Here is a 25,667-nt window from a genome sequence, read left to right as displayed (position 1 = left end):
GGCTCCGCCGGCCGCGGGGTACGACCTACCGTGGACCGCGGCGGCGGTCGGGCCGGGCGCAGGTCACGCAGGTGGTCGCCGCCGGACGGACTTCCAAGCGCTCGGGCGGGATCGTGGTACCGCAGCTTTCGCACCGTCCGTACTCGCCGTGTTCGAGCCGCTCCAAGGCACGGTCCAGTTCTTCGAGGTGCTCGCGTGCCTGCGTGAGCAGTGAGGTGACATGCGCCCGCTCGAAGGCGGTGGTCCCCCCTTCGGGGTCATGCTCGTCGTCGACCGCCACCCAGGCGTTCGCCGCGACGATCCCGTCGAAGTCGCGGCCGAGCGCCGCCATGCGGGCGAGTGTGGCGGCACGCTCGGCTGCGAGTCGCTCGTGCACGCCGGTCGCGACCGACCGCATGTGCTCCTCCCGGTCGCGCTGGGGAATATCGCTCATGTGTACGAGAACGTCGGTCCGCTGTCCGTGATTCCCCCGCCAGCGCGACCGTGTGCACTCCAACCGGCTCAGGCCCGGCGTCCTGACTGCTGGGGGCCTGGCTCGTGACCGACGCCCTCGGCCTGGGGTTGACCCGATGCGCGGTGCGAGTCCCCAACCCGCGCGGGCGGGACCGGTGCAGGACGAGGGGCGCGACAAAGGGTTGCTCCCTCTTGGACGGTCCGTCTGCATCCAGCGGGGTATGCAGCCACGTTCAGCGCGGTGACAATGTGTGTTGGTGTGTGCCGTTTGCGTCAGCTGGTCGTGGTTCGTGCGTTCCGTTCCCCTCTGTCAAGCCTTTGTCGTGGGCGTCTGGCTGGGCTGTGCCCCAGGGGTCAGGGCGATCACCTCTGCCTTCTGTGTGTCGTGTGAGGCGTTCAGCGACCGGAAAGGGGCTGGGGTCAGGTGTTGCGCTGGTCGTGGGTGTCCTGGCGGAGCTGCTCGGTGTGGCGGGCCAGGGCGTCGATGCGGTCTGCGAGTTCGGCGTCCTCGGGCCGCAAGTGGGCCCGGGTGTCGGTCAGGGGTTGCACGAGGCGGGCGGCGTCGTTGTCGGCGAGGGCCACGTTCAGGTCTCCGATGGCGGTCTCGGAGTCGGCCGGGAGGCTGGTAAGGGCGGTGACCTGCCCGGCGAGGCGGCGCAGATCGGCCGCGTTCTCCCGGGCCCAGGCGTTCACGTTGCGGTCCGCCGCGCGCATATCGCGGGTGGCCTGGACGCGTTCCTCGCCGGTGCTCCCGGCCTTGCCGGGGCGCAGTCGGAGGTAGCGCCGTTCGGCTGCTTGGCGGCTGGCGACCCCTAGGGGGCCTGCGAGGTCGGCCCAGCTGGCGCCCTGGCTGCGGGCGGTTTCAATCAGGCCGCTTTCCCAGCCGGCGAGCTGTTCGCGGACCTCGCGCAGCATCAGCAGTGCGGCCAGGGCCGGGTGCGGGCCCTCGTCCGCCTCGGGTGCCGCTGGGGTGGCCGGTGTTCCCGCGGAGGGGTGCTGCGCGTTCTTGACGGCCTGGTTGATGGCCTCCAGTGCCGCCGTGGCGACAAGGAAGGGAACGGGCGCGGTCGGCTCTGCGGCCTCGGGCATGGCACTCTCCGTGACTCTGTCATCCACCAGATGACTGCTTGCTTGTCATCGTTCCGATGACATGTTACAACGGAGGCACGTTGAAGCGCATTGGCAGTTCCTGCCTGAACCAACTGGAGGTGTTTCGCGATGTTGATGCGCACTGACCCGTTCCGCGAGATGGACCGGATCGTTCAGCAACTCTCGGGTACGTCAGGTACGTGGTCGAAGCCGTCCGTCATGCCGATGGACGCCTACCGCCAGGGCGACGCGTACGTGATCGCTTTCGACCTCCCCGGCGTGAGCACCGACGCGATCGACATCGACGTCGAACGGAACATGCTGACGGTCAAGGCCGAACGCCGACCCGCGGAGAAGTCCGAAGGCGTGCAGATGGAACTCTCCGAGCGCCCTCTCGGCGTCTTCTCCCGTCAGATCATGCTGGCCGACACCCTCGACACCGAGCGCATCGAAGCCGACTACGACGCGGGTGTCCTGACCCTGCGGATCCCGATCGCCGAGCGCGCCAAGCCTCGGAAGATCGCCATCGGCGGCGAGGCGGGCCGCAAGCAGATCTCCGGCTGACCGGCCCGGCACCAGCGGCGGAGGACGGGGTGCGCCCCCTCCGGCACCCGTCCTCCTTGCCCCCCTCGCCGCTTCACTCCTCCCCGGAGGGGAGTGATGCCGATGCGACAGGAAGCGTTCCCGGCCGGCGTCCGGGAACGCGGCGAGTACGAGACCGGTGATGAAGCCGAACGCGCGGCCCGCGTCGTGCTGGCCCTGCTGGGCGCACACCTGGTCGGCACCGTGCGGGCCGAACTCGCCGCCCGGCTCCGCGAGGCGTACTGCTCCAGCTCCCGCCCGGCTACGACCTCCTCTTCGGCCATCCCCGGCCCACCTGACCGGCCGAATCATCGGCCACAAACCGAACCCTCGAAGGGAAAGGCAATCGCAGCACCATGTACGACCAGCCTCGAGCGAACCCGGCCCAGCCCGCCATGACGTTCGAGCAGATGCTGGAACGCGTGCGCTACGAGGGCGCCTACCCCACCCGCGAACGCGCCGGGGAAGCCGTCCACCACGTCCTGGCCGCCCTCGGCCGCCACATCACCGGCGACGAACGCGTCGACCTGGCCCAGTGCCTGCCCGTCGAGGCCGCCCTCACCCTGACCGCCCAGATCCCCGACAACGGACAACTCACCGGCTGGGGCTTCGTCAAAGACCTGGCGGCCCGCATCGGCGTGAGCCCGGCCGTCGCCCGCTGGGACACCGGCGCCGTACTCGCCGTCGTCGCGCGCCTCGCCGGCCCCGACCTCCTCGCCCGCATCCTGCACCGGCTCCCCGACGGCTACGCACTCCTCTTCGGCCAGGCGGAACTGCGCCGCCCCGAGCCAGCCGCCTGACCCTCGCCGACATGGCGCGGCCATAGGCCAGGGGCCGGGACCGCTCCTGCGGTCCCGGCCACCGACGTACGACGATCAGTGCTTGAAGCGGCGCGTTACCGGGGGAGGAGAGCACGGACGATTTTGCCGCTTCGAGACCTGCGTCGCCGCAATGGGTTCGCCGCCGGATACCACCCTCTCCCCGGCCCAGTACCCCTCCCTGCCCCGGCGGCTCATGCCCTCAGCCGGGGGAGCTCCACCCGGACGCCGCCCACGTCGTCGGCTACCTCACCGACTACGAGAAGCGGTACGAGCTCCCCGTCCACCACGGCACGTGGATCGACAGCGTGCACCGTGACGGGCCCGTCCTGCGGGTCGAGACGGACTCCGGATCGTGGACGGCGCGGGCCGTCATCAGCGCCACCGCACCCGGACCCGTCCCTTCCTGCCCACCGTTCCCGGCCGGCGCGAGTACCAGGGCCGCCGGTTGCACACCGTCCGACCTGGCGTGCTGCAGCGCCGGGACGCGTTCGGCACACCGCCGGGCAACGGCTGTTCCGCATGCTGCCGCGACGTGCGCCGGCCCGGCCCCGAGGTCGGGGCCGGGCCGGCGCGCTTGGAGGGTTTGGAGAGGTCAGCGCAGGGTGAAGGGCGCCACGTGGGTGGTGGTGTCCGCGCCGCTGATGGTGAATTCGAGGTTGTAGTTGCCGTTGGGCAGCCCCCGCGTGCTGAGGGGGAGGCTGTAGCCGCCGGACAGTGGGCTGTAGAGCATCCGGGTGCCGACGGTCCTGGTGACGGGGCCGGTGATGCGGGTGGCTGTGACGGTGATGTTGGAGCTGGAGAGGTTGTTGCCGTTCGCGTCGCAGATCCGCAGGGAGATCACGACCTGGCCGAGGAGACGGACCGGCCGGGCGGGATCGTAGAGCAGGCAGATCCGGTACGCCACGGTGTAGGTGACGCTCTTGGTGGCCGGGTTCGTGGCGACGTCCTTGGCGTTCACCGTGAACACGTGTGAGCCGAGGGTCGAAGTGTCGATGGCGGCCCCGTTGGGCACCGTACCGACGCAGCTCGCCGGCCCGGAGGTGGCGTCCGTGCACGCGTAGGACGCGGTGACCGCCTGCCGGTACAGGTACGTGCCGGCCACCGGGCGGACGATGGTGATCGCCGGCGCCACCGTGTCCAGGCGCACCGTGATCGTCTGTGGCGAGGAGGTGTTGCCCGCGTTGTCGGTGGCGGTGTACGTCAGGGTGGTCACGCCGTTGACCGTGATCGGCACGGCGGCACTGGCGCCGGAGATGTCGGTGGATGCGATGGGCTGGGCGCCGCTCGCACTGTAGGTGATCTTCTGGACCCCTGAGGCACAGGCCCCTTCACTGGCGGTGATGTTGACAGTGGTCGGGCTTGTCGTGTTCCAGCCCGCGCCGTTCGGTGCGGGGGAGATGTTCGCGGAGACGGTCGGCGCGGTCGTGTCCGGGTCGTATGTGAAGCGGTCGGCGGCGGTGACGGGGCTGGTGCCGTTGGGGGTGGTCACGGTGACGTCGACCGTGCCCCGCGCCTGCGGGGGCACCTGCGCGGTCAGCTCTTCGGGTCCGGTGACGTTCACGTTCGTCGCGGGCAGGGAACCGAACTTCACGGTGGTGCCACTGGTGGGGAACTCCGTTCCCCGTACGGTCACCGTGTTGACGCACTGGGCGAGTTCGGGAGCGTGGTTCGGGGTGACGCTGGTGACGGTGGGCGGGGACAGCGTGACGCGGTCCATCGCGGTGCCCCAGTCGCCGCTCGCGAGGGCTCCGATCTGCTGGACCGTCCAGACGTCCTTGGGGTTGCTGGGGTCGCGGGCGGTGCCGGAGTAGTCACCCCAGCGCGGCGGGGTTCCGCAGTTGCAGGCGTAGGCCTGCGTGCCCGCGGCGTAGAAGTCGCCGAACGTGGTGGCGGGGAAGTTGCCGCCGGGGACTCCGATTGCGACCGCGGTGGGGAACATGGAGGTCGAGGACGCGTTGAAGCCCGCGAACAGGTCGTCCTCGTCGTTGAGGGTCAGTGAGCCGTAGTAGATGTCTCCGCCCACGAGCCCGAGGTCGATGTTGGTCGTCAGGCTCTGGGTTCCGCTGGTCGACACCTGGACGAAACGCTGGCAGGCGTGAGTGGCGGTGTCGCCGACCGGGGTGCAGCTGACGTTGAAGACGGTCCACAGGCGGTTGTTCTGCCAGGCGACCGACAGCATCCGGTCGTCGTTCGTGTTGATGGTGGCGTCACCGCCGGCCGGCTGGGCCGCTCCCGGCGGTGCCGGGGCAGCTCCGATCGCGATGTTGTTCTCCGCCTGGTTGACCGGGCTGACGCCGGGCACTCCGGTGATCGTGGTCACGATCACGTTGGTGCCGTCGTGTTCGGCTGCGAACTGGTCGCCGGTCGCGGACAGCGAAGTGGCCGGGACGACCTCGAACTTGCCCGAGTCCTGAGCGAACGTGGTGACGGTCACCGAAGCCGCACCGGCCAGGAGCTCGGCCTTGTTGATGACCGCGGTGACCACGCCCAGGAACGCCGGGGGGCTCGTGTTCTGGTCGTAGTTGTTCCAGCTCATGGTGACCTTGTCGCTGCTGTAACCGAGCTTCGGCCGGTCCTGCAGGACGTTGGTGGTGTTGCTGCCGATGTTGTAGACGGACCAGCCCGCCCGGGGGTCGGAGCTGTCGCTCACCGCGACGTCGTTCTCGTCGCCGCCGGCCAGGAGCCCCTCGTAGGAGGCGAAGAACCGGCCCGAGCCCGCGTCGTAGTGCACCCGCGGATCGCCGCCCGTGTCCGCCGCGAACCCGAAGAACGCGCCCAGGTCGAACGGAGAGCCCACCGCGTTGCCGGCCTTGTCGTAGACCTGGCCCGAGCGGTTCACGAACTGGACGATGTACGTGGGCCCGACCGCGAGGTTGGTGTCGGACGGGACGGCTCCATCGACGTTCCCGAGAGTCGAGAACGTCTTCAGGCGCTCGACTACCGCCGTGGACGGCACCGCCTTCGAGGACCTGTCCTTGGACGCCTTCCCCATCAGGGCCGAGGCACTGACGGGGAGCGTCGGCTGCCGCAGCGGCCCCACGGGCCCCCGCCGCTTGGGAGGCGCGAGGTAGGGCCGCGGACGGGGCTCGGCGGTGCGCTTGGGACGGGGCAACGCGCTCACGTCCACGCGCTGCTTCAGCCCGGTCCGCGACAGTGTCCCCTCGCCCCCCGAAGGCGAGGGGACGCCGGCGGAGACCGGGGCACTGGGCCGCGGCTCGGCAGGCGCCGCGCCGGCCGGCACGGCCACCGTGAGCGCCACGGTGAGAGCGAGTACGAGCGCACGCGGCCCGCCACGCACGACGCGCATCACCCGTCGGTTCATCCGGAGAGACCGTCGCATCGACATGGACTCCCCCCTTCAACCTCGTTCGGAAGTCCGGTCCTGCCCGCGCATCGACAGCGGGCGACAGCTGTTCGGCGATAGCTGTTGATCACGGCCGGTGTCTATCGGAACGTCCCGCCTCCCGTCACAGTCGGCGGCGCGCCCTGCAGATACTTCCCTCTCCTGGGCTACAGCCAGGCAGACACTCCCCGTTGCAGGATCGATTCCGCTTGCGCGGCGGACACTTCGATGACGGATGCGGGCGCGCGGGGCCATGTAGGTGCCTGCCAGGCCGCGCCTGCCGGGCCGTCCGCGCCCGCGCACCGGCAAGCCGCCGCGCCGGCGCCGCGGTCAGGGACCAGAACTCCTCACGGATCTGCGTAGGGTCGCGCAGTCCCGACGACTGGCGCAGAGAGGCGTGCAGGCCACCGGCCACGGCCTTGATGCGGGGCTCGGTCCGGGCCACGTAGGGGAGCTGCCTTGGTCACAGATCCCTCACGCACAGATGTGCCGGGGATCGACATCGCGGACGGACAGGAACGTCACCGCTCGGCGCGTTCGGCCGGACCTGTCGTCCCAGGTCGTTGTCGCACCTCGCGACGTAACATGGCAGGAGGGTGCCTCCGCGGACCGTACGGCGACGGTCAACAGGGCACCAGGCACGATCACCGGCTGACGTCCGGGCGTGCCGCCGGGTCGTGACGAGCGACGACAGGAAGACCCCATGACCGCCTCGTACGAAACCATCGACATCAGTGTGGACGGCAATGTCCTGACCGCCTCCTTCAACGCACCGCCGATGAATCTCATCGGTCCCGAGGTGGTGCGGGATCTGGTCACGCTGCTCGATGACCTGTCGCAACCGGATGCTGCACGCGTGGTGATCTTCGAGAGTGCGGACGCCGAATACTTCTTTCCGCATGTCGACATGACGAAGGTGGCCGAGTACACCGCCGAGGCTGCGAAGGCCGGAGGCCCCGGTGATGCCTCCCTGGGAATGCTGTTCCGCAAGCTGAGCCGGCTTCCCGCCGTCACCATCGGCAAGCTGCGTGGCCGTGCCCGGGGAGCGGGCAGCGAGTTCCTCCTCGCCTGCGACATGCGCTTCGCCTCCCGCGAGAACGCCGTTCTGGGCCAACTGGAAGTGGCAGTCGGAACTCCTCCCGGCGCGGGCGCGATCCAGCACCTCACTCGTCTGCTTGGCCGGGGCCGGGCACTCGAAGCCGTACTGACGTCGTCGGACTTCGACGCGGACCTCGCCGAAAGGTACGGATGGATCAACCGAGCCGTTCCTGACGCCGAACTGGATGCGTTCGTGGCGGGCATGGCCGCGCGCATGGGCGGTTTCCCCCGCGATGCGTTGATCGCGGCCAAGTCGGCGATCAACGAAATCAGCCTTCCGACCCCTGCCGACGTACGCGCGGACGCAGCGCTGTTCCAGCAACTCGTCCGGAGCGAGACGGCGCAGCAACGCGTGGCCCAGTTGTTCGAGCAGGGCTTCCAGACCCGGGGTGCCACCGAACTGGACCTCGGACACGCCTTGGGCACCATCGACGGGTCGGCAGGCCGGTAAGGGAGTTTCGGACTCTGGGGGCCGAAACGCGCGGCACAGGCAGGCCACCGGCCCTCGATAACCGCGCACCGAAACGGCGCGGGTGCCTACCGGTACTTGCCGGCACTACAGCCGTCGAGCAACCTGGCCACGGACGAGCACCTGTGTCGGGGTTGTCGCCGGCGGTGACCTGCAGTCGGCCCCCGCGACGCTCGGCCCGGCGCCGTTCAGCTCGCACAGATGAGTCATGGGTTCGTAAGTTTGAGGAACCTCGGTCGATGGAAGTGCATCTATCCCGCCGTAAGCATGCCAACCGGTGTAGGGGTGGACTGATGGTGCAAACCGACGGGGCGCAGCGAGTGACGGTCCCGGAGTCAATACCGGCGTCGACACGGCGGAAGTCGTGGCGGGTGGGGGCCTGGCGGCGTGGCCGGATCATCGCGGGGCTGGCGGTGCTCGCAGCCCTCCCCCTCGCGCTGCACGGCCTGCTGCCCAACCCCGGCAATCTGGCCGGGTTGCTGGAGACCTTCTTGCCATGGTGTGGCCTGGTCGTCCCGGTGTTGCTGGTGCCCGCGCTGTTGCGGCGTTCGACCACGGCGCTGGTCGCGCTGCTGGTCCCCACTGTCGTCTGGCTTGCCATGTTCGGCGGGACGCTCGGCGACCGGAGTACCGGCAAGGGCGATCTCACCGTCGTCACGCACAACGTGGCCGCTGCCAACACCGATGTAGCGGGCACGGTGAAGATGTTGATCGACTCCGGCGCCGACCTCATCGCACTGGAGGAGCTGGAACCGAAGCTGCTCCCCGAGTACGAGCGGGGCTTGGCCGCCGCGTACCCGCACCACGTGGCCGGCGTCAGCGCCGATGGGCTGTGGTCGAAGTACCCGGTCACCGACAGCGCGATAGCGAAGGGCCCGGCCGGCGAGGGCAACGGAACGGTATTCCGGTCGGTGGTGGCCGCTCCGAAGGGAGAGATCGCGGTCTACGTCGGGCATCTGGACTCGGTCCGAGTCACCTTCGGGAACGGGTTCGGCGCGGAGCTGCGGGACAGCAGCATCGCCGCGACGAGCGCGGCGCTCAGGGCCGAGCCGCTGGAACGGGTGCTGTTGATGGGTGACCTGAACGGCAGTCTGACGGACCGCGCCTTCGCCCCGATCGCCGAGCAGATGACGTCCGCCCACGAGGCCGCCGGCTCCGGATTCGGCTTCACCTGGCCGACCGCCTTCCCGGCAGTGAGGATTGACCACATCCTGAGCAAGGGCCGGCTGACCCCAACCGATTCCTGGGTCCTGCCCGCGGACGGCAGCGACCACCGCGCAGTGGCAGCCTCCTACCGGTACTGAGCCACCCACCCTGCTCGTGGTCCGCCGGGGATGGCGGGGGAGGAGCAGCAACGGCCCCGCAGCGCTGGCTCTGCGCATCTTGGGGCTGGCATCCGGACTGCGGGCGACGGCCCCTCCCGCTGTAGGCGGAGCGGTAGGATCCGCGCTCGTGGACGACATACGACAGGCAACCATCACCTTCAGCGGGACCCTGACGCGGGAGGAGTTCGACGAGGCGGTTGCAGCGACCGGGATGTTCCGGCGCGTCCGGTGGCTGATCGTGGTGGCTGCCGGGCTGATGGCGGCCTTGAGTCTGAGGCCTCTTGCCGGCGGCGGCCCGGTCAACGGAGGCCTGCTCACCCTCGCCGTGGTCTACGGGGTGCTCGGCCTGTTCCTGCCCCCGCTGCTCACCAGCCGCGCGTTCCGCGCCGACCAGGCCAAGGGAGAGAAGCAGGCCACCATCGACGCCTCCGGCTTCGTCATCGTCCGCGGCGGTGACGAACTCATGCGGGTGCCGTGGCGCAGCATTTATCGCTCCTACGAGACGGAGCGGGTGTACGTCGTGACCGGCCGCCTCGGCTGGAAGGCCGGCCTGGTGATCGTGCCCAAGCGGCTGCTCGCCGGGGCCGGCGAGGCAGAGCTGGTGGGCGTGTTGCTGGAGACCCGGGTCGCCCGACCCAAGGTCCGCCGGGCGTAAAGCATCTCCCGCAGGAAGATGGCGACCGCGATACGGCGGGCACGTCTTTGGGCCGCTGGGCTGGTTGGCATCGTGGTCCGTCGGTGTTGTCGCTGTTCAGCGGACCGAGCGTACGTAGGGCCGGAGTTCCTCGCGTCGCCGGGCTCGAGCGGCAGCCCATCGACCCGCCGCTGCTGTGGGGGCTCTCGTACGCGGGATGCTTCCCGCGACCATGGCTCCGCGGGCGTGCTGGATCACGTGCACGCCCTTCCCATGGCCTCACTGCCCACCGTTGACCAAGCGACGCGCCTCTCAGTAGGTGCGGACCCGGGTCAGCGGATGACGGCTGCTCTGCTTCATCCAGGACAGTTCGTCTGCTACGCGCCGGCCCCGAGGCGCCACATCGCCCATCTGTGGCCGCTGGGTCCATGCCACACCTGGTCGGCCACGCCCGGGGCGACCCGAAGCCACCCCGGGCGTCTGCTCGTGCTCGACTTCGTGATTCGGCCGCAGACGGGCCTGTCCCCGGCCCGGCGGCGCTTCACGCGCTTCGCCCGCCGCCGAGCCGATGACTGATCATCCGCCCTGTGCAGCGGGACGGTTCACGCGTTCGTGACCAGGCTTGAGGCGGCCTCCTATCGGCGGAAGTGCGTGTGGTGTTCGTCCAGGAAGGCGTCGATGGTGCGGGGCGGGCGCCCGAGGATGTCGTTCACGGTGGTGGTGGGGGTTTCGGGTCGGGCGATGGCGAGTTGCTGGATCTCCGTCACATGGTCGGCGAGCCAGGTGGGCATGTGGGCGCGGTGGATGAGGTTGTCGCGCAGTTCGTTCGGGGTGAGGTTGACGTAGCGGACTCGATTGCCGGTCAGGGTGGTCAGCCGGGAGGCGAGTTCGGGGTAGGAGACGGCTTCGGGTCCGGTCAGTGCGTAGGTGCCGCCGGCGATACCGGGGCTGGTGAGGGCGGCGGCGGCGACGTCGCCGATGTCGCGGCAGTCGATGTGGTTGAAGGGCGCGTCGCCCGTCGTGCCGAGGATGACGCCCTGGGCGACGGTGGGGGCCTGGCGCAGGAGGTTCTGCATGAACGCGTAGGGGCGCAGGATGGTATGGGCGAGGCCGCTGGCCCGCAGATGTTCCTCGACGGCGTGGTGTCCGCGGGAGATGGCGACTGGGGAGTCGGGTTCGGCGGCAGGTGCGGAGACCTTGACGATGTGTCCGATGCCGGTATGGGCGGCGATGTCGATGACGCGGGTTTCGAGTTCGACCTGTGCGGGGCTGTTGGCCATGGCGAGGAAGAGCTGGCTGGCGCCCTTGAAGGCGGTGCGCAGGGAGTGGGGATCGGTGGCATCGGCGTACTGAACCTCGACGGGGGTTCGGCGTGCACCGGTTATGCCGGGGATCGGCTTGTGCGGGGTGCGGGTCAGTGCGCGGACGGGTGTGCCGAGTGTGAACAGGCTGCGGAGCAGGGCGTTCCCGGTCGCTCCGGTCGATCCCATGACAACGATCATCGTGTGCTCATTCCTTGCTGGCTTTCCGGCGGCGGGTGCTGCCGGGGTGGGTGCGGTCGGACTCGGACTCGGGCCCGTGGGGCGGGTGGGCCCGGTGCCTGGAAGGGCTATGCCGGGGATGTTGTGGTGGTGCTGCGCCAGCGCAGGGTGACGATGGTGGTGGCGAGGGCCGCGGAGACGGGCAGATCGATGCGCAGGCGCTCCAGCCACGGGGTGGCGGGAATCGGGCTGTGGGCGGGTAGCCACTGGGCGGTGAACCATCCCAGCAGGGCCGCCGTGCCGGCTGCGGTGATGACGAGTGCGGCGGTCAGGGCGACGCGCGGCATGGTGGTGGTCCAGCGTCGGGGATGCCCGCCGTGCCGCAGCCAGGTGCCGACCAGGAGCGCCACCACGGCGGAGGTGCCGGCGATGGAGGTGCAGGCGGCCACGGCCAGGTCCTGCTGCCCGGTGACCACTCCGGCGGTACCGGCCATCACCGCGGGGGCGCCGTAGGCGGTCAGCACCTCGCGCCACAAGGTGAACGGTCTGGTTGTCCGGGAGGCTGCCCGGTTTCGGCTGGTCCTGTCCTTTGTTGCGGGCATGCTGGCCTCTTTCTCGTGCGTGTGAGGGAAGCGAAGGGGTGCGGCGGATACGGCAGGGCAAACGCCGACAACATAATTAGGCAGCTAACTATTGCGTCGTAAAAAGGGCCCTACCCGGAGGGTGGGGCCAAACTGGTTGAGGGTCGGGTCAGTCGGCGGCCAAAGCCGCACTGCCGCGCACGACGCGGGCGAGCAGATCCAGGAACACCGCACGCTCCTCGATGGAAAGCCCGCCCACCATCGCCTCGAGGCGCCCGAAATGCTCGGACGCCATGTCGTGGAGGCGCTGCGCACCGCGCGCGGTCAGAACGGCCACCGTGCCCCGGCCGTCCTCCGTGGACGGGCGGCGGGCGATCAAGCCCTCGCGTTCGAGGCCGTCCAGCAGGCCGGTGACCGTGGCCCTGGAGACATCGAGGTCGGCCGCGAGGTGCGAGGGGGATTTCTCCCCGCCGTGGTCTTCGAGGTCGGCGAGCAGGCGGTAGCGCCCGGTCGACAGGCCGAACCTGGCGAAGTGGGCCTCGGCTGCCCGGCCGACCCTCGCGCCCGCCGAGATCAGCCGCACCGCGACCAGTACGGCTTGTGGATCGACCTCGAGGCCGTAGTGCTCGACCTGCCGCCTGGCCTGGTCCAGTGTGGGTGCCTCGCCGTCGATGCCGTCCCTCGTCATGCACATAATATGGCGGCTAATCATTTGGGTTGTCAAGGCGCCGCGAACACCGCCCCAGGGTCGACAAGGCGGCCGTCCACCCGCCCTCGACCGCGAGGCGGAGTTTCGACGGCCCAGTCCTACATGCCTCGGGGTGGACCGTGGACGACACGCGTCTGCTGTCCTGGTCCGGTGGGGAGGTGTTCGCGATGCACGGGGCCGGGATGGAAGACCGCGCTGTTCCACCCGCACATCTCCTCACCGGTCAGGTAGCGGTACAGCCATTCGGCGAAGGGCAGGGCGTAGCCGGTCCACTCGCCTTCTCTGTTGAGGACTGCGATCCCGTCTGGGACCTCGTGGACCTGTGGTGCCAAGAAGATGAGGTGTCCCTGGTCGGTGCCGGCGAGAGGGATGAGGCCCTGGGCTGTGCCGAAGGTGATGGTCGGAAGGCCGCAGATGACCCGGGGGTCGAGATGGGGTTCCACTCCCTGCCTCACTACCTCCTCCTGAGACCACAGCTGGGAGGTACGCCGCATCCACGTGCCGAGATCCCGCCAGCCATCCGTCGGGCGGTCCAAGTAGAGGTGATGGTTGATCTGGCAGGCTCCGTACTCATCGGCGATCGCTTTGTAGTCCGCAGGCAGCGACCGTCCCAGCTCACCCTCCAGCCGCAGCCAGGCGACAGAGTCGGTACAGCGGTCATCCGAGGGGCCGATCATGTCGATGACGGCCCGCAGGTAGTCGGTCATGGCGCCTCAAACTGATGGAACGATGCAGGGCGCCCAATCATCGATCATCTCTCGGATGGCCCGGCTTCCGGGGTCGGCAAGCCAGGCATCTCCTTGGTCAGCATCAGGGCCGGTGCCGACCAAGGAGACAGAACCTAGTCCCGCGGGGCCAGGGAGCGCAGGACATCGAATTCGTTGCCCTCGGGGTCGGCCATGACCACCCGGCTCCGGCCCGGTCCCTGGCCCACGTCCACCCTGGTGGCGCCGAGGGCGAGCAGCCTGGTCACCTCGTCCTCGGTGCTGGCGTCGATCGGGCTGACGTCGAGGTGGAGCCGGTTCTTCACGGTCTTGTCCTCCGGCACCCGGACGAACACCAGGGTGGTCGGCATCTGACGGGCCTGGACATCCTCGATGGTCGGCACCCAGGAGCCGATCTCGACGCTGTCCTCGCCCCGGTCGATCACCTTGAAATCCAGGACCTCGCACCAGAAGGTGGCGAGCCGCTCCGGGTCGTGGCAGGCGCGGACCTTGCCGAAGCCCAGCAACAGCAGCCGAATCGGCAGGCGGCCGCGCCGGCCGTCGCACCCGCGGCCGCAGCGTCGTCGTCATCTGCGGGTAAGGGTTTAGGCGGTCTCCTCTGGGTCAAGCCCGTCCGGTGTTCCTGTTCAAGCGGACAACGCGGGAGGCGACTTCGGCCTGGTGGAGGTCGGGGTGCGTCTTGGCAAGGATGCGGCGCCGGTGCTGCTCGGCTTGAGCCAGAGCTGCGTGGCCACGCCAGTTCCGGGCCTCCTTCAGCGCAGATTGGGCGACGCCGTAGTGCTCTCCTGGATTCCGCTCGCTCAGCGAGTCATTGACCTGGGCGGAGTTCATCGTCCCAAGTCAGGCAGGTACTTTCACGTCTCCGCCCCAACGGCCACCGTACCCGGGCGAAACGGCGAGGTTAGCTCCGGGCGTGCAGGGCGTGCGCGAGCGCGCTCGTGCTGATGTCGATGACAGTGCGGAGCTGCTTCCGGCTCGCCCCGGTCTTGCTCATCACGGCCAGCGACTGGTTGACCGCCGTTATGTGGACGGCAAAGTCGTCGGCATCGCCTTCGGTCAACCGCGCGGCCTTCAGGGCTGTCCGCAGCCGCGCATGCTGAAAGTCCAGAGCTTCGTTCGCGCGTGCGGCGATGGTGGGGCTGAGTGTCGGTGCCGCCATCGCGGTCTGGGCGATCAGGCATCCGTCAGGTACGTCAGGGTCGGCGATGCGCTGCAGGGTGATCTCGAAGAACGCTCGTACGGCCTGGAGCGGGTCCTCGGACGCACATGAAAGCGCCTGGTCGTACCAGTTTCCGTACCGCGCGGCGTAGCGGTCCAGGCAGCGCAGGTAGAGCGAGTCTTTGTCGCCGAACGAGGAGTAGATGGAACTGCGGTTCAATCCGGTCGTCCTGGAGAGGTCGTCGAGGGACGTGTCGGCGTATCCGGCCCGCCAGAACTGGATCATCGCCGCGTCGAGCGCGACGCCCACGTCGAACTGCTTCTTCCCGGCCATCACGCATGCACCTCGTTCCTTGTACCAGCCGTTGTGGCCCCGCCCATCCTATCTTGAACTGGTCAGTTCAAGATGCAGTAGGCTCACAACATGACCGACGACGCCATAGCCCCGGACCGCTCCTGTGACCAGAACCCGGTCCCCGGGCTGCCGTTGTACGACCTTGCGGGCTTCTCCCACCGCTGGGTCGATGCGGAAGGAATCCGACTCCATGCCGTGGAAGGCGGCCGGCCGGCCGGTCCCACAGTCGTCCTGCTCGCAGGATTCCCGCAGACCTGGTGGGCTTGGCGAAAGGTGATGCCAGGTCTTGCCGAGCGATTCCACGTGATCGCGATCGACCTGCCGGGACAGGGCCACTCCGACCGCCTTCAAGGGGGCTACGACACGCACACCGTCGCTTCGCGTGTCCAGGCCGCGCTGACCTCGCTCAATGTGCCGAAGTGCTGGCTCGTCGCCCACGACGTCGGGGCCTGGGTTGCCTTCTCGCTCGCCCTGAAGTACGAAGAGCGCCTGCATGGTGTCGCGCTGCTTGACGCCGGCATTCCCGGAATCACCCTCCCGGACTCCATCCCAACGGACCCCGACCGGGCCTGGAAGACCTGGCACTTCGCCTTCCACCTGGTGCCCGAACTGCCCGAGACCCTGCTCACCGGCCGCGAGCGTGACTACGTCGGCTGGTTCTTGAAGGTCAAAGCTCTGTCCCCGAACACCTTCGACGGCGCCGAGATCGACCACTACGCCGCCGCCATCGCGGCCGAGGGAGGGCTTTCAGCGTCTCTCGCCTACTACCGCGACGCCGCGGAATCAGCGCGTAGGAATCATGACGCCCTCGAACGGGGGCACTTGACCGTCCCGGTCCTGGGAATCTCCAGCTCCCACGGCTCGATCCCCGACATGGGAGCCTCCCTCAGTCCGTGGGCCAAGAACGCGACCGGCGTCGTCATCCCACAAGCCGGACACTTCATCCCCGACGAGCAGCCCGACGCAACTGTGGACGTGTTGACCGCGTTCGTCGATCACCAGCGTGCCGAGTAGTTCATGACGCGCTGGCCAGTCCGGTGAAGCCGGCGAGATCAGCCAGCAGCAATGCCCCGGCATGATCCACCACTCCCGCCCCGTCGGCGGAGACATGAAGCCTGGGACGCGAACCGGTACCCTTCCCGCACGTAGAAAGTGCCCTCCGCCTGGACCGAAAGAACCCCTCGACAAGGTTGATCGTCCCGGATCAGAAGGCACTTTCGCGTTGCCGGTCGCCAACCGGCCTCAGGTCAGTCGGTGTTCTCCGGCGGTCGTGAAGAAGGCGCGGAGCGGGCTCACAGGGCCGGCGCGACACCCTGTACGGAACGTAACCGTCAGAGGTTTTGGCGCATGGCCTCGATACAGGTGGTCTGTCTGTGTCGACCGGCGGCTGTTGCCCCGCCTCGGGAGGCCGGCCTCGGAGCGCGCGGCGGCGACCAGAGCGGCGTACGGTTCGGCGACCGCCGAGGCTTCGATCTCGAGCCGGGCGTGGTGGAGGGTCATGCGGGCGAGAAGGGAGCTGGGGTTTCGTCGGTCTGGCTGCGGGAGTGCTCAGGACCTTCCTGGCTCAGCCCCGACCCGGCGGTCGACCATGAAGTGGGTTGATCAGCAGGTCACGGCATTGCTTCGGCGCAGAGGCCGGTGCCATACCGATCACGGAGTCTGTCGATGGAACGGGCGTCTCGATCGGGTGATCGCGGGCACTGCCCGGCGTGAGAGGAGGGCCTGGCGGCATACGGGGAAAATCCAGGGGAGCGGACGGCCGCGCGCTGTTACGGTCGGGCGCTATGAGCTGGCTCCCCGATAACTTCGTCCATCCCGTCTTGGTACCGCTGCCGGGCAGTGGTCATCACCTGCGGCCGATCCGGGAGACGGACACCCCGCTCGACTATCCGGCTGTGATGGGTTCGCGCGAGCGGCTGTGGACCATCTTCGGTCCAGCCTGGGGGTGGCCCGCTGCCACCATGACCTACGAGGCCGACCAGGCCGACCTGTTGCGGCACGAGAAGGAGATCGCCGCGCACCAGTCCTTCAACTACGCGCTGTTCGACGAGGCGGAGACAGCTCTGCTCGGCTGCGTCTACATCGACCCACCGGAGAGGGCCGGCGCGGACGGCGAGATCTCCTGGTGGGTGGTGGACGAGCTGGCGGACAGCAAGGTCGAGCGAGCCCTCGACGAGCTGGTGCCGCAGTGGATCGCCGCCGACTGGCCGTTCGAGCAGCCGCGCTTCCTCGGCCGAGAGATCTCCTGGTCGGACTGGCTCACCCTGCCAGAGCACCCCGATGCGTAAGCAGCTCTTGTCGTAGCATCGGGAGCCGTCTTTGCCCGGTGCTGTTCGCGACAGTAGGGGGCCGCCGGCAGGAAATGCGTTGCTCGGCCATTTTCCGGTCGTGATCATGTGCCGAATGCGATTCGCGCGGAGCCTGGGGTGACGGCGATCAACTCGATGCTGAGGGTCACCCCGCAGGGGCTGAGTGAGGGCGGTGAGCAAGTCGAGGACGGGGCCGGGGTGGTGACGGCTGTGGACTTCGCCGAGCGACGCACCCGCCGTTCCCAGGAGGCGGGCGGGCGCGGAGCCAAGCGTCGTACGGCTTCGCGCCGAACGTGTCGAGCGCGAGCAGCACCATCGGGACGCCGGCCCCGAGCGGAAGCGGGGCCTGGGCACGGGGGCTGGGCCGGGCCGAGCAGGCCGAGGGCGGCGCCGAGCAGGGTGGTGGCCAAGTTGGGCGCCGAGGAACGCACCCGGCCCCGGTGCGCATCCGCCCGCGCCATGGTCGGCTGACCGATGAGCAGCCTCCCGCGCTCCAGCAGCTTGACCTTCCACTACGGCGACAGGGGACAGGACAAGGACCCTCCCCGCGGTCGGCGTGGGCCGACATGCCGCGCATGGCGCAATGAGCCGTTCCGGCGGCTGACCGGGTCACGGTGTGGCGAGGCGGTGACCGGCGCGTGGGCGGGCAGGAATGAGGTGGCGGGGCAGGTCATGGACGAGGAGAGGGTGGACCGGTCGGAGGGTTTCGGTGAGCGCCTGCTCGGCCTGTTGCTGGACCGGGCGCCACATTTGCCGCCGCAGCTGATCGCCCCGCTGATCGCGGAGGAGGTGGGCAGGGTCGGAGGCCGTGACGTTTCCATCTTGCTCCAGGACTACGCGCAGGAGTTGCTGGTGCCGCTTCCGGGCAGGAAGCTGCACGTCAGTCAGCCCGAGCCGGTGTTCGACTCCCCTGCCGGCCGGGCGTTTCTGCGCGGTGAGGCCGTCGAGGTGTCGCTGGCTCGCGGGGGCGTCCGGATGTACCTGCCACTGCTGGACGGCAGCGACACGGTGGGTGTCATGGTTCTCACCCTGGACGAAGTCGGCGAGGAGGACCGGCGCCTGCTGCGCCGGCTCGCCGGCCTGGCCGCCGATCTGCTGGTCACCAAGAGCGCCTACACCGACCAGTTCTTCCTGGCCCGGCGCCGGGAGCCGATGAGCGTGTCCGCGGAGATCCAGTGGGGCCTGCTGCCGCCGCTGACGATGACAGTGCCCCAGGTCGCGGTGGCCGGCATTCTGGAGCCCGCCTACCGCGTCGCCGGAGACAGCTTCGACTACGCCCTCAACGACAACATCCTGCACATGGCCGTGATCGACGCGATGGGCCACGGCCTGGAGGCCGCCGCGATGGCGACCGTCGCCATCGGCGCCTACCGCCACGCCCGGCGCGTGTTCGTCAGCCTGGCCGAGAAGTACACGTACATGGACGACGCCATCTCCCGGCAGTTCGGTCCCGACCATTTCGTCACCGCCCAGCTGATGCACCTGAACATCGCCACCGGTGAGCTGGAGCTGGTCAACGCGGGCCACCCCGCGCCGCTGCTGATCCGCGAAGGCAAGGTCCTGCGGCAGCTGGAGAGTGCGACGACGCTGCCCGTCGGTTTCGGCGGCGAGGAGCCCCGGATCAGAGAGCACACACTCCAACAGGGCGACCGCGTGCTGTGCTACACCGACGGCATCATCGAAGAACACGTCACCGGCGGGGAACTGTTCGGCGAGGTACGCCTCATCCGCTGCGTCAACCGCCTCGGGGAAGAGCCGTCAGAGGGGATGCGGGCAGACCTGCGCAGGCTCTCCCACACGCTGAAGAGCGAACGAGGCGGGCACACCAGCGACGACGCCACCCTCTTCATGATCGAATGGCGTGGGGGCGCCGCCGACCACCTCGCGGTTCCCGACTGAACGCTTCGAAGCTGCTAATGATCCATTCTCAGTGGTGTGTGCCTGGCAGTTCGGCCCGTGGAAGCAGTAGCACCCCGGCCTACCGGACATCGATTCGCCGACCGCACCCGCGCCAAGCACGCGACCGTCCGTGAACGGCTGACCGCCGGACTCGGACGGAAGGAGATCGGCCTCGCCGGCATCTCGACCTGGATCGCCGCGTTGATGCCGAGCCGGGCCGGGTCCGGCCGTCCGGCGTGGTGGGCGGCGATACCCGAGACTGCCCGCGACCCCTCCGGGTGGCATGACCGCCCGGAGGGTGTCCTCCTCGCTGGCGACGTTGCGAACCACCATGAAGTCAACCGGCGACACGCCCACCGAGGACGAGGCCGCAGCCCGGCGACGCGTAGGCGGTTCTGCGCTCCGCCGACAGCGAGTCAGGCACTCCGCCACCACCTACCGCAGGGAAGTCGACACCGGCTGAGGGTCACCTGATGCGGGCACGGCGCCGGGGGAGGCGGATGGCTCCGTGCGGCCCGCCGCAGTGGGCGCGGGCGGCACGGAGGGGACGCTTCAGGGCCGGTGGATGGGTGGCGGGGTTTTCGGGTCGATGGGTACGGGGTTGCCGTCCGGGCCCGTCTTGTATTTCTGCATGGTGCAGGGGTTGCCGTCGGCGTCGTACCAGCCTTCGAAGACGGGTACGCCGAAGAGGGAGTAGTCCTCCGATCCGCTCAGGATGCTCGTGGTGTAGTCGTACATCTCCTCGATGCTCTTGCGTGATCTCTCATCCGGCTTGTCGGCCATGACGTCTCCTCTTCGTCTGCGGGGTTGCCGTTGTGGCGGCCCGGCGCGGACAGACTGTGCCCTGCTCGTGCGGCGCGCACGCCGAGCTCGCCCGAACGCGCGGTTCCACGGCTCGGCGGCACCCTGGTCGCGGGGGCCGCCGCCTGTAGGCCGGCGGTCAGCTGGTCAGGCTGAGTGCGTTCTCGGGGACGCGGTGTGGGCCCTCGGAGGGCATCCGACAGGCCTCGTCACGGCCGAGAGCCTTTGCGGACAGAACCTGTCCGCAAGTCCATGCACTCTGGAGTTGCTGGTCCGGCCGCCTGGCCTTCCGATGGACGCCGGGGCCCGACCAGCGGGCCCTGCTGCTCCGCGGCCGCGATGGGCTTCTCGGAATCTTCCGAGGAAAGGCGTAACCGTGTCCGAGATCGTGCTGCTGGAACAGGCCCTGAACCACACCGCCGGGCTGCTGGGCAATGTCACGCCCGACCAGTACGGCCGGCCCACCCCGTGTGAGGACTTCGATGTGCGGGCCCTGGCCAACCACCTGGTCGCCGGTAACCCGTACTACGTGACCCTGGCGCAGGGCGGCGGCCCGGACTTCTCCCTCTTCGCCCGCGACCAGATCGGCGATGAGCGGCCCGGCGGCGTCTACGCCCGCGGCGCCAAGGAAGTGCTCGCCGCGTGGGAGACCGACGGTGCCTTCGAGCGGCAGATGCCGCTGCCGGGCGGCGGCATGGGCCCGCGGATCGTGGACCTGCATCTGCTGGAGGCCGTCCTGCACAGCTGGGACCTGGCCACCGCCACCGGCCAGGACCGCACCGGCGACCCGGACGCGGTCCAGGCCGCCTTCGCCGGCTGGTACGGGAACTTTCCCGACGAGGTCCGCCCCGCAACCGGCATGTTCGGCCCCGCCAAGCCCGCGGCGGACGACGCCCCGACGGCGGACCGGCTCGCCGCGTACTTCGGCCGTACCGTCTGACCCGCTCATCCGGGACAGGACTTGACCTGAGCGTCGTAGTCGGCTGACGGGACCAACTACGACGCTCAGTCACAGATGCACCGGCCGCGTCCCGTCCTTCTGCGAAACGCGGGCGCTGGCCGAGGCCCACCGGGCGGCGAGCGGGGCGGCATAGCACCGGACGTACACCGTCTGCTGCGGACTCCACTGCTGTTCGACGGTGTCCATCAGCTCCCAGCCCAGCCGCTCGTACAGGGCTGCCGCGGCGGCATCGCCGGACAGGACGTCGAGCACCGGATGCAGTCCGTGCCGCTGGGCTTCCTCCACTGCCCGCCCGACCAGCAGGGCGCCGAGGGAGTGCCCCCTGGCGTCGGGGGAGACGAACAGCCGGGTGACCACGGCGGCCGCCTCCCGCGGCGCGCCGGTCCGCCCGCTCCACAGGGCGGGGGCCGAATCGCCCGCGGCCGCGTGCGACAGGCTTATGTGCCCGACGGGGCGGCCGTCGAGCTCGGCCACCCAGGAGCCGAGCAGGGGGCCGTCCGACAGCCAGGCACCGGGCTGCGCAGGCCAGTTGAGGGGGTAGCCATCGTGCCGGTGGACCTCCGCGAGGACGCGCAGGCACGCCTCGACATCGTCTTCGGCCCTCCGCCGGATGCGCAGGCCCGGCCTCTCCTCCGGCACGCCGGAGCCCTCGGCGACGCTCACTGCGCTTCCTCCACCCGCTCCGCCGAGGCCCGCTGCTCCGCCTCCCACTCGGCGTCCGCTGCCTCTTCCTCGGCCCGCTTCTGCCACTCCTCGTACTCGGGGTACTCGGGCTCCTCGTACGGCAGGGGATCGGTGACCCAGCCCGCTGCGAGCACCAGGCGGGAGGTGCGGTGGACGGCGAGGAAGCCGAAGGGGCGGTCGAAGCAGACCTCGGCCTGCCGGGTGCGGTAGCGGAACCGGGGCGGTGCGGCCGCGCCGACGCACGCCGCGACGGCCGTCACGGCCGCGGCCTCGAAGCCCTCGGCGTGGAAGCGGGCCATCGCCGACTGGCGTGCCGAGCCCACGGCCAGGGGGCGGGGGCTGATCCCCGGGAAGTGGCCGGCGTCGGTGTCCGAGGCGCAGGCGAGGCCGAACAGGCCGCGATGGTCGAGGAGATCGTGCTCGGCGGTCACGTCGAAGGCCGTCGTCTGGATGTGGAGATACGGCTGCGGATCCAGCGACAGGACTGTCCCGATGCGCAGGCCGGGACCCGGGTTCCCCTCGGGCAGCAGGCTCGCGCCGGTGGCCGCGAGCGCGCGGGTCACCACGTCCACCCCCGCGGACAGCACCCGGCGCGGCGATGCACCGGGTGCGCCCAGCACCAGGTGGACGTCCACGCCGCCGTCGCCGACCACCTCGAGCACCGTGACCGGACCCGACGGGGTCTGCGCCACGCGGACCCGGTCCAGGAGGGTGGTGCTGCGGCGCAGCGCGGTGAGGCCCCGTCCGGCCCAGGGGCCTTCGGACGGCTCGACGATCCCCGAGCGGAACGGCTGGATCCAGCGCAGCCGCTGAGTCAGCGCCGAGGCGAGCACCAGCTGGGTGTGCGCGGGGGGCGGCGGGAAGTCGACCGGCATCCGCTCGACCAGGCCGCCCGTGTGTTCGGAGGCCCAGGCGTCGAGGGCTTTGGCGTCGGTGTCGGGGTCACCAGTCAGCAGCCCGTGCGCGCTGCCCGGGAGCGCGTCCAGCCACCGCTGCTCCAGGGGCAGTTCCTGCAGGGCCCACAGCCCCGTGGCCGTCTGGAGGCCCCGTACGCCGGACAGGTCGGCGAGGAGTTCGCGTGCGGCCGCGGCCGCCGAGTCGGCGGATATGCCGAGGGCTTCGGAGAGTTCCCCGCGGGCGGGGCCGGCCGCGCCGTCGGCCAGGAGAGCGAGCAGGGGCCAGACCCCCACGGCCGTGAGGACCGTGCCGGTGTCGCCGGCGACGGCCTGTTCGGCCCAGCGTGCGGTGAGCCGGTTGACCGCACGGATCGTCGAGTTGCGCATGGTCGGGAGCGTAAGGGACGAACGCCGCCGGGCCGCAGCCGATTTCCCCGGTCGCCGCTACGGCAGGCTCCGGTGGCCGACGTCGTCGGCGAGGCCGCCGTTCAGTGCGAACTGCACGGCGGCGGGACGGGGCTGGGGAGTGTGGCATGTCCGAGCGTGCGGGGAGCCTCGTGGGGCTGCCCGCACAGGCACGGAAGAGGGCCGCCGGTGAGTAGCCGCTGGCATCGGGCGATCGCCGTGGCCAGGCCCGCATGGTCGGCCTTGTGGAACTGCCGGGGACGGGTCGGGCGGTGGAAGTGTGCGAATGGGAGGCTGGCGGCTAAGGAAGATGCCAGCCGTGCAGGGCCGTCTTCAGGCCAGCCTCGAAGCGCCTCGATGCATCGAGGCGTTGCATGAGACCGGCCATCTGGCGGCGCACGCTGCGAGCGGATATGCCGAGGCGTCGCCCCGCGACCTCGTCGGTGAGGCCGGATGCGAGGAGCTTGAGCAGTTCCTGCTCGGTGGGGGTGAGACCGCTCTGGGTGTCCTTGGGTCGGTCGGCGCCCAGCGGGGCAGCGGAGTGCCAAGTCTGTTCGAACAGCGCGATCAGTGAGGCGATGATCCCGGGCTCGCGCGTGCACAGCGCGCCGCGCTTGGTGTCGGACGGATCGATGGGAACCAAGGCGACCTCGCGGTCGAAGACGAGCATGCGCGGAGGGAGTGTCGGACACGTACGGACCTCGCCGCCGCTCTGTTCTATCCACCGTGCGTAGGCGAGGGTCGCGGGATCGTGGCGCATGCTGTCCTGGTAGAGCACCTTGGTGGAGACTCCCCGGCTCATGGCCGAGTCGTCCAAGGGTCTGGAGGCGGCGAGGCTGGCCGGGGACTGGGCTCCGCCCGGCATGACGGAGAGGCATTCGCCGGACACTTCCCGCGCGAGGACTTCCAGCCGGGCCTGGATGGCGTCGAGGCCTACCAGGCGCTGGGTGTCGCTGGCCGGGCGGCGTCTGAGGTTGGCGTACTCGGCGATGGCCTGTGCCGTGGCGGCCTTGGTCAGTTCGAGCTCCTGCTGACGGCGCAGCAGTTCCTCTTGCTGCCGTCGCAGGAGCAGCTCCAGGCCGAGCTCTGGGCTGACGGGACGCATCACACCGGCTTCGTCCCTGGAGGCGCGCAGGAGGCGGAGCTCGGCGAGCCTGTCGAGGGCGCCGCGCACGGTGCTCTCGGATACACCGAGTCGTTCGCAGAGTTCCTGCACACCGCCCTGGGGATCACAGGACATGGCCCGGTGTATCTCTTCCGATACACCGTCGAGTCCCAGCGTCCTCCACATCAATCGGCCCCCAGCTCACGGCAAGCTCCGCACATCAGCCACCAGTCCAGTGGTATGTCCGGCGGCTTGGAATCTAGGCGCGGGCGGTGGGCGGAGTGTGTTCGTCGAGTGTCGCGTTTCTGTGCTCTGAGTGCGCTGGGGTGTCCACGGAGAGTGCACGGTGTTCGGTGGGGGTGATGCCGTAGGTTTCGCGGAAGGCCCGGCTGAAACCGGTGGCGCTGTGGAAGCCCCAGCGCGCCGCGATCGCTTGGACGGGCTGGCCTCTCAGTTCTTCGGACGCGAGGTCGGTGTGGGCGCGCTGGAGGCGGCGTTGGCGAAGGTACGCGCCGATGGTCAGGGGCTGGTCGCCGAAGAGGGCGTGGAGCCGGCGCACGGACATGTGGTGCCGCTCGGCGACCATCCGGGGAGTCAGGCGCGGGTCGCCGAGGTTGTTCTCGACGAAGCGGTAGACCCGCTGCAGTTCCTCCTGTGCGCGGGCCTCGGCGGGTGCCTGGCCGGGGTCGTCGAGCTGCCGTGCGAGGAACGCGGTGGCCAGGTCCAGGGTGACGGCCCCCATCGCCCTCAGTTCTTCGGGGCGGCAGTGCGGGCCGCGCGTGAGCAGGACTTTGAGGAAGTCGGCGAGGACCGCGCCCGATCCCGTGCCCGCGGGCAGGCGCTGCGCGAGGAGGCGGTCCACCCGGTCCGGGCTGAGTGCCAGGGCCTGACGGGGAAGCTGCATGATCAGCGCCCCGGCCTGCACGCCGGTGAATTCCCCCTCGCTCGGCCGCGAGGTGTCCGTGAGTACGAGGCCTCCCGCGACCACTGATGCGTTGCCTTTCTGCGAGATCCTGAAGGCGCCCTGTGTGATCAGAGCCAGCTGCAGGTTCTCGGGATCTCCGTGCCGGACGTGTGCCAAGGTGCGGCGGGAGAGGACCGGTGAGCAGGCGAAGGACGACAGTCGTGCAACGCCGAGGTCCAAGGACATGTGGCTCGCCCGGAAGTCGTCCGCATACCGGGTGTTGAGCGCGATGGGCATCACATCGCTGGACACCGTTTCACAGAACCAATCGAATCGGTCTTTGCGTTCGACAGCATCGGATGTATCCGGCAGCAGCATCTGTTCTCCCCCGTACCTCGGCGTGGCAGCGATCCAGTCCCCTACGGGTTGTCGCACAGTGCTCCATCCTCACGGCCACGTCGTCGATTATCCGGACCGCAGACCCGGCGTTCCAGGCAGGTCGGGGCAGGCCGCGTCCTAATACGGCCAGGCCGGATGCTGACGGGCTGGGCGGCTTACGGCGGGGGGCCGCGGGTGGCAGGATGATGATCACCGGGGCGGCGCAGGACACCGAGTCCCAGCCGGTCCGGGAAGTGACGGCCCGGTCATGGGGTGTCCGTCATCCACACCGACGCCACCAGTTTGGGGTACCGCCATGTCCAGAACCGCTCGGCTGCTGACCACGTCTCTCCTCGCCCCTGTCGTGTCCGGGGTGGCTGCGCCCCTCGCACCGGCCGCATGCGCCGCGACGGCACCGGTCGGCATCGGCTGGGACATGGCCCAGCGGAGCGTTGCCGTGTCCGCGAGCGGTCTGCCTGCCAACGGCATCGGCTGGGACTGA

24 protein-coding genes and 1 pseudogene are annotated in these 25,667 nt (G+C 69.7%); 11 read left to right on the top strand and 14 right to left on the bottom strand.

All coding sequences use genetic code 11. The features are described 5' to 3' along the window. Positions 1 to 25: 25 nt before the first annotated feature. Together ACFYZS_RS04245 and ACFYZS_RS04240 are read right to left on the bottom strand one after the other, a co-directional pair. Positions 26 to 433 carry a TraR/DksA family transcriptional regulator gene (locus ACFYZS_RS04245; RefSeq protein WP_389006609.1) on the bottom strand — a complete coding sequence of 136 codons (408 nt, stop codon included), beginning with the start codon at positions 431 to 433 and terminating at the stop codon, positions 26 to 28. Positions 434 to 873: 440 nt separating this feature from the next. Further along, positions 874 to 1,542 carry an HSP18 transcriptional regulator gene (locus ACFYZS_RS04240; protein WP_389006606.1) on the bottom strand — a complete coding sequence of 223 codons (669 nt, stop codon included), beginning with the start codon at positions 1,540 to 1,542 and terminating at the stop codon, positions 874 to 876. 129 nt (positions 1,543 to 1,671) lie between these two features. Between ACFYZS_RS04240 and ACFYZS_RS04235 the strand changes: the two genes are divergently transcribed. The 3 genes and pseudogenes from ACFYZS_RS04235 to ACFYZS_RS04225 all read left to right on the top strand — a co-directional run bounded on the left by ACFYZS_RS04235 (position 1,672) and on the right by ACFYZS_RS04225 (position 2,924). Next, positions 1,672 to 2,106, top strand: coding sequence for an Hsp20/alpha crystallin family protein (locus ACFYZS_RS04235; protein ID WP_389006603.1), 435 nt, complete (start codon positions 1,672 to 1,674; stop codon positions 2,104 to 2,106). Between the two features lie 96 nt (positions 2,107 to 2,202). Further along, positions 2,203 to 2,367 (top strand): annotated as a pseudogene (locus tag ACFYZS_RS04230) (DUF2267 domain-containing protein); the annotation flags it as partial. A gap of 113 nt (positions 2,368 to 2,480) precedes the next feature. Next, a complete protein-coding gene (locus ACFYZS_RS04225) occupies positions 2,481 to 2,924 on the top strand; it encodes a DUF2267 domain-containing protein (protein WP_389006600.1) in 444 nt (147 codons plus the stop codon). Between the two features lie 613 nt (positions 2,925 to 3,537). Here the strand turns inward: ACFYZS_RS04225 and ACFYZS_RS04220 are convergent. Continuing rightward, positions 3,538 to 6,066 carry an IPT/TIG domain-containing protein gene (locus ACFYZS_RS04220; RefSeq protein ID WP_389006597.1) on the bottom strand — a complete coding sequence of 843 codons (2,529 nt, stop codon included), beginning with the start codon at positions 6,064 to 6,066 and terminating at the stop codon, positions 3,538 to 3,540. A gap of 925 nt (positions 6,067 to 6,991) precedes the next feature. Between ACFYZS_RS04220 and ACFYZS_RS04215 the strand changes: the two genes are divergently transcribed. The 3 genes from ACFYZS_RS04215 (at position 6,992) to ACFYZS_RS04205 (ending at position 9,835) form a co-directional block, all read left to right on the top strand. After that, positions 6,992 to 7,837 carry an enoyl-CoA hydratase/isomerase family protein gene (locus ACFYZS_RS04215; protein ID WP_389006594.1) on the top strand — a complete coding sequence of 282 codons (846 nt, stop codon included), beginning with the start codon at positions 6,992 to 6,994 and terminating at the stop codon, positions 7,835 to 7,837. Between the two features lie 311 nt (positions 7,838 to 8,148). Beyond that, complete coding sequence (locus tag ACFYZS_RS04210; RefSeq protein WP_389006591.1) at positions 8,149 to 9,159, top strand: endonuclease/exonuclease/phosphatase family protein; 1,011 nt, start codon at positions 8,149 to 8,151, stop codon at positions 9,157 to 9,159. Positions 9,160 to 9,307: 148 nt separating this feature from the next. After that, positions 9,308 to 9,835: a YcxB family protein gene (locus tag ACFYZS_RS04205; protein WP_389006588.1), complete on the top strand. Its 528-nt coding sequence runs from the start codon at positions 9,308 to 9,310 to the stop codon at positions 9,833 to 9,835. 614 nt (positions 9,836 to 10,449) lie between these two features. Here the strand turns inward: ACFYZS_RS04205 and ACFYZS_RS04200 are convergent. From ACFYZS_RS04200 to ACFYZS_RS04175, 6 genes are all read right to left on the bottom strand, one after another. Further along, positions 10,450 to 11,304 (bottom strand): NmrA family NAD(P)-binding protein, encoded by an 855-nt coding sequence (locus ACFYZS_RS04200; protein WP_389006585.1) that lies wholly within the window; start codon positions 11,302 to 11,304, stop codon positions 10,450 to 10,452. A gap of 119 nt (positions 11,305 to 11,423) precedes the next feature. Beyond that, on the bottom strand, positions 11,424 to 11,831 hold the full coding sequence (locus ACFYZS_RS04195) for a hypothetical protein (RefSeq protein ID WP_389006582.1): 408 nt from the start codon (positions 11,829 to 11,831) through the stop codon (positions 11,424 to 11,426). A gap of 214 nt (positions 11,832 to 12,045) precedes the next feature. Further along, positions 12,046 to 12,564 (bottom strand): MarR family winged helix-turn-helix transcriptional regulator, encoded by a 519-nt coding sequence (locus ACFYZS_RS04190; RefSeq protein ID WP_389006579.1) that lies wholly within the window; start codon positions 12,562 to 12,564, stop codon positions 12,046 to 12,048. A gap of 119 nt (positions 12,565 to 12,683) precedes the next feature. Continuing rightward, positions 12,684 to 13,292 (bottom strand): SMI1/KNR4 family protein, encoded by a 609-nt coding sequence (locus ACFYZS_RS04185; protein ID WP_389006576.1) that lies wholly within the window; start codon positions 13,290 to 13,292, stop codon positions 12,684 to 12,686. A 134-nt stretch (positions 13,293 to 13,426) separates the two neighbouring features. Further along, complete coding sequence (locus tag ACFYZS_RS04180; RefSeq protein ID WP_389006573.1) at positions 13,427 to 13,816, bottom strand: VOC family protein; 390 nt, start codon at positions 13,814 to 13,816, stop codon at positions 13,427 to 13,429. A gap of 395 nt (positions 13,817 to 14,211) precedes the next feature. Further along, complete coding sequence (locus tag ACFYZS_RS04175) at positions 14,212 to 14,802, bottom strand: TetR/AcrR family transcriptional regulator (protein ID WP_389006570.1); 591 nt, start codon at positions 14,800 to 14,802, stop codon at positions 14,212 to 14,214. Between the two features lie 90 nt (positions 14,803 to 14,892). Between ACFYZS_RS04175 and ACFYZS_RS04170 the strand changes: the two genes are divergently transcribed. The 3 genes from ACFYZS_RS04170 (at position 14,893) to ACFYZS_RS04160 (ending at position 19,031) form a co-directional block, all read left to right on the top strand. Further along, positions 14,893 to 15,837: an alpha/beta fold hydrolase gene (locus tag ACFYZS_RS04170; RefSeq protein ID WP_389006568.1), complete on the top strand. Its 945-nt coding sequence runs from the start codon at positions 14,893 to 14,895 to the stop codon at positions 15,835 to 15,837. 770 nt (positions 15,838 to 16,607) lie between these two features. Continuing rightward, positions 16,608 to 17,111, top strand: coding sequence for an N-acetyltransferase (locus ACFYZS_RS04165; protein WP_389006565.1), 504 nt, complete (start codon positions 16,608 to 16,610; stop codon positions 17,109 to 17,111). Between the two features lie 693 nt (positions 17,112 to 17,804). After that, entirely contained in the window at positions 17,805 to 19,031 is a 1,227-nt protein-coding gene (locus ACFYZS_RS04160; RefSeq protein WP_389006562.1) for a PP2C family protein-serine/threonine phosphatase, read from the top strand. 552 nt (positions 19,032 to 19,583) lie between these two features. Here the strand turns inward: ACFYZS_RS04160 and ACFYZS_RS04155 are convergent. Next, positions 19,584 to 19,814, bottom strand: a complete 231-nt coding sequence (locus ACFYZS_RS04155) for a hypothetical protein (protein ID WP_389006559.1) — start codon at positions 19,812 to 19,814, stop codon at positions 19,584 to 19,586. 394 nt (positions 19,815 to 20,208) lie between these two features. On the opposite strand from ACFYZS_RS04155, the gene ACFYZS_RS04150 reads away from it, so the two are divergent. Continuing rightward, the gene (locus ACFYZS_RS04150; RefSeq protein ID WP_389006557.1) at positions 20,209 to 20,772 is read left to right on the top strand and encodes a TIGR03086 family metal-binding protein; all 564 of its coding nucleotides are present in this window, start codon (positions 20,209 to 20,211) and stop codon (positions 20,770 to 20,772) included. 69 nt (positions 20,773 to 20,841) lie between these two features. Here ACFYZS_RS04150 and ACFYZS_RS04145 read toward each other — a convergent pair whose 3' ends face one another. The 4 genes from ACFYZS_RS04145 to ACFYZS_RS04130 all read right to left on the bottom strand — a co-directional run bounded on the left by ACFYZS_RS04145 (position 20,842) and on the right by ACFYZS_RS04130 (position 25,165). Continuing rightward, positions 20,842 to 21,456: a GNAT family N-acetyltransferase gene (locus tag ACFYZS_RS04145; RefSeq protein ID WP_389006554.1), complete on the bottom strand. Its 615-nt coding sequence runs from the start codon at positions 21,454 to 21,456 to the stop codon at positions 20,842 to 20,844. Next, entirely contained in the window at positions 21,453 to 22,760 is a 1,308-nt protein-coding gene (locus ACFYZS_RS04140; RefSeq protein ID WP_389006551.1) for a serpin family protein, read from the bottom strand. The genes ACFYZS_RS04145 and ACFYZS_RS04140 overlap by 4 nt, the downstream gene beginning before the upstream one ends. Before the next feature lie 319 nt (positions 22,761 to 23,079). After that, positions 23,080 to 24,018, bottom strand: coding sequence for a LuxR C-terminal-related transcriptional regulator (locus tag ACFYZS_RS04135; protein WP_389006548.1), 939 nt, complete (start codon positions 24,016 to 24,018; stop codon positions 23,080 to 23,082). Positions 24,019 to 24,142: 124 nt separating this feature from the next. Then, positions 24,143 to 25,165, bottom strand: a complete 1,023-nt coding sequence (locus ACFYZS_RS04130; protein WP_389006545.1) for a helix-turn-helix domain-containing protein — start codon at positions 25,163 to 25,165, stop codon at positions 24,143 to 24,145. A gap of 316 nt (positions 25,166 to 25,481) precedes the next feature. Between ACFYZS_RS04130 and ACFYZS_RS04125 the strand changes: the two genes are divergently transcribed. Further along, complete coding sequence (locus ACFYZS_RS04125) at positions 25,482 to 25,667, top strand: hypothetical protein (protein WP_389006543.1); 186 nt, start codon at positions 25,482 to 25,484, stop codon at positions 25,665 to 25,667.

This window comes from Streptomyces sp. NPDC001903 (assembly GCF_042891345.1).
Taxonomy (GTDB): domain Bacteria; phylum Actinomycetota; class Actinomycetes; order Streptomycetales; family Streptomycetaceae; genus Streptomyces.
Note: the sequence above shows the minus strand (reverse complement) of the source record. Positions and strands in the feature narration are given on the sequence as shown.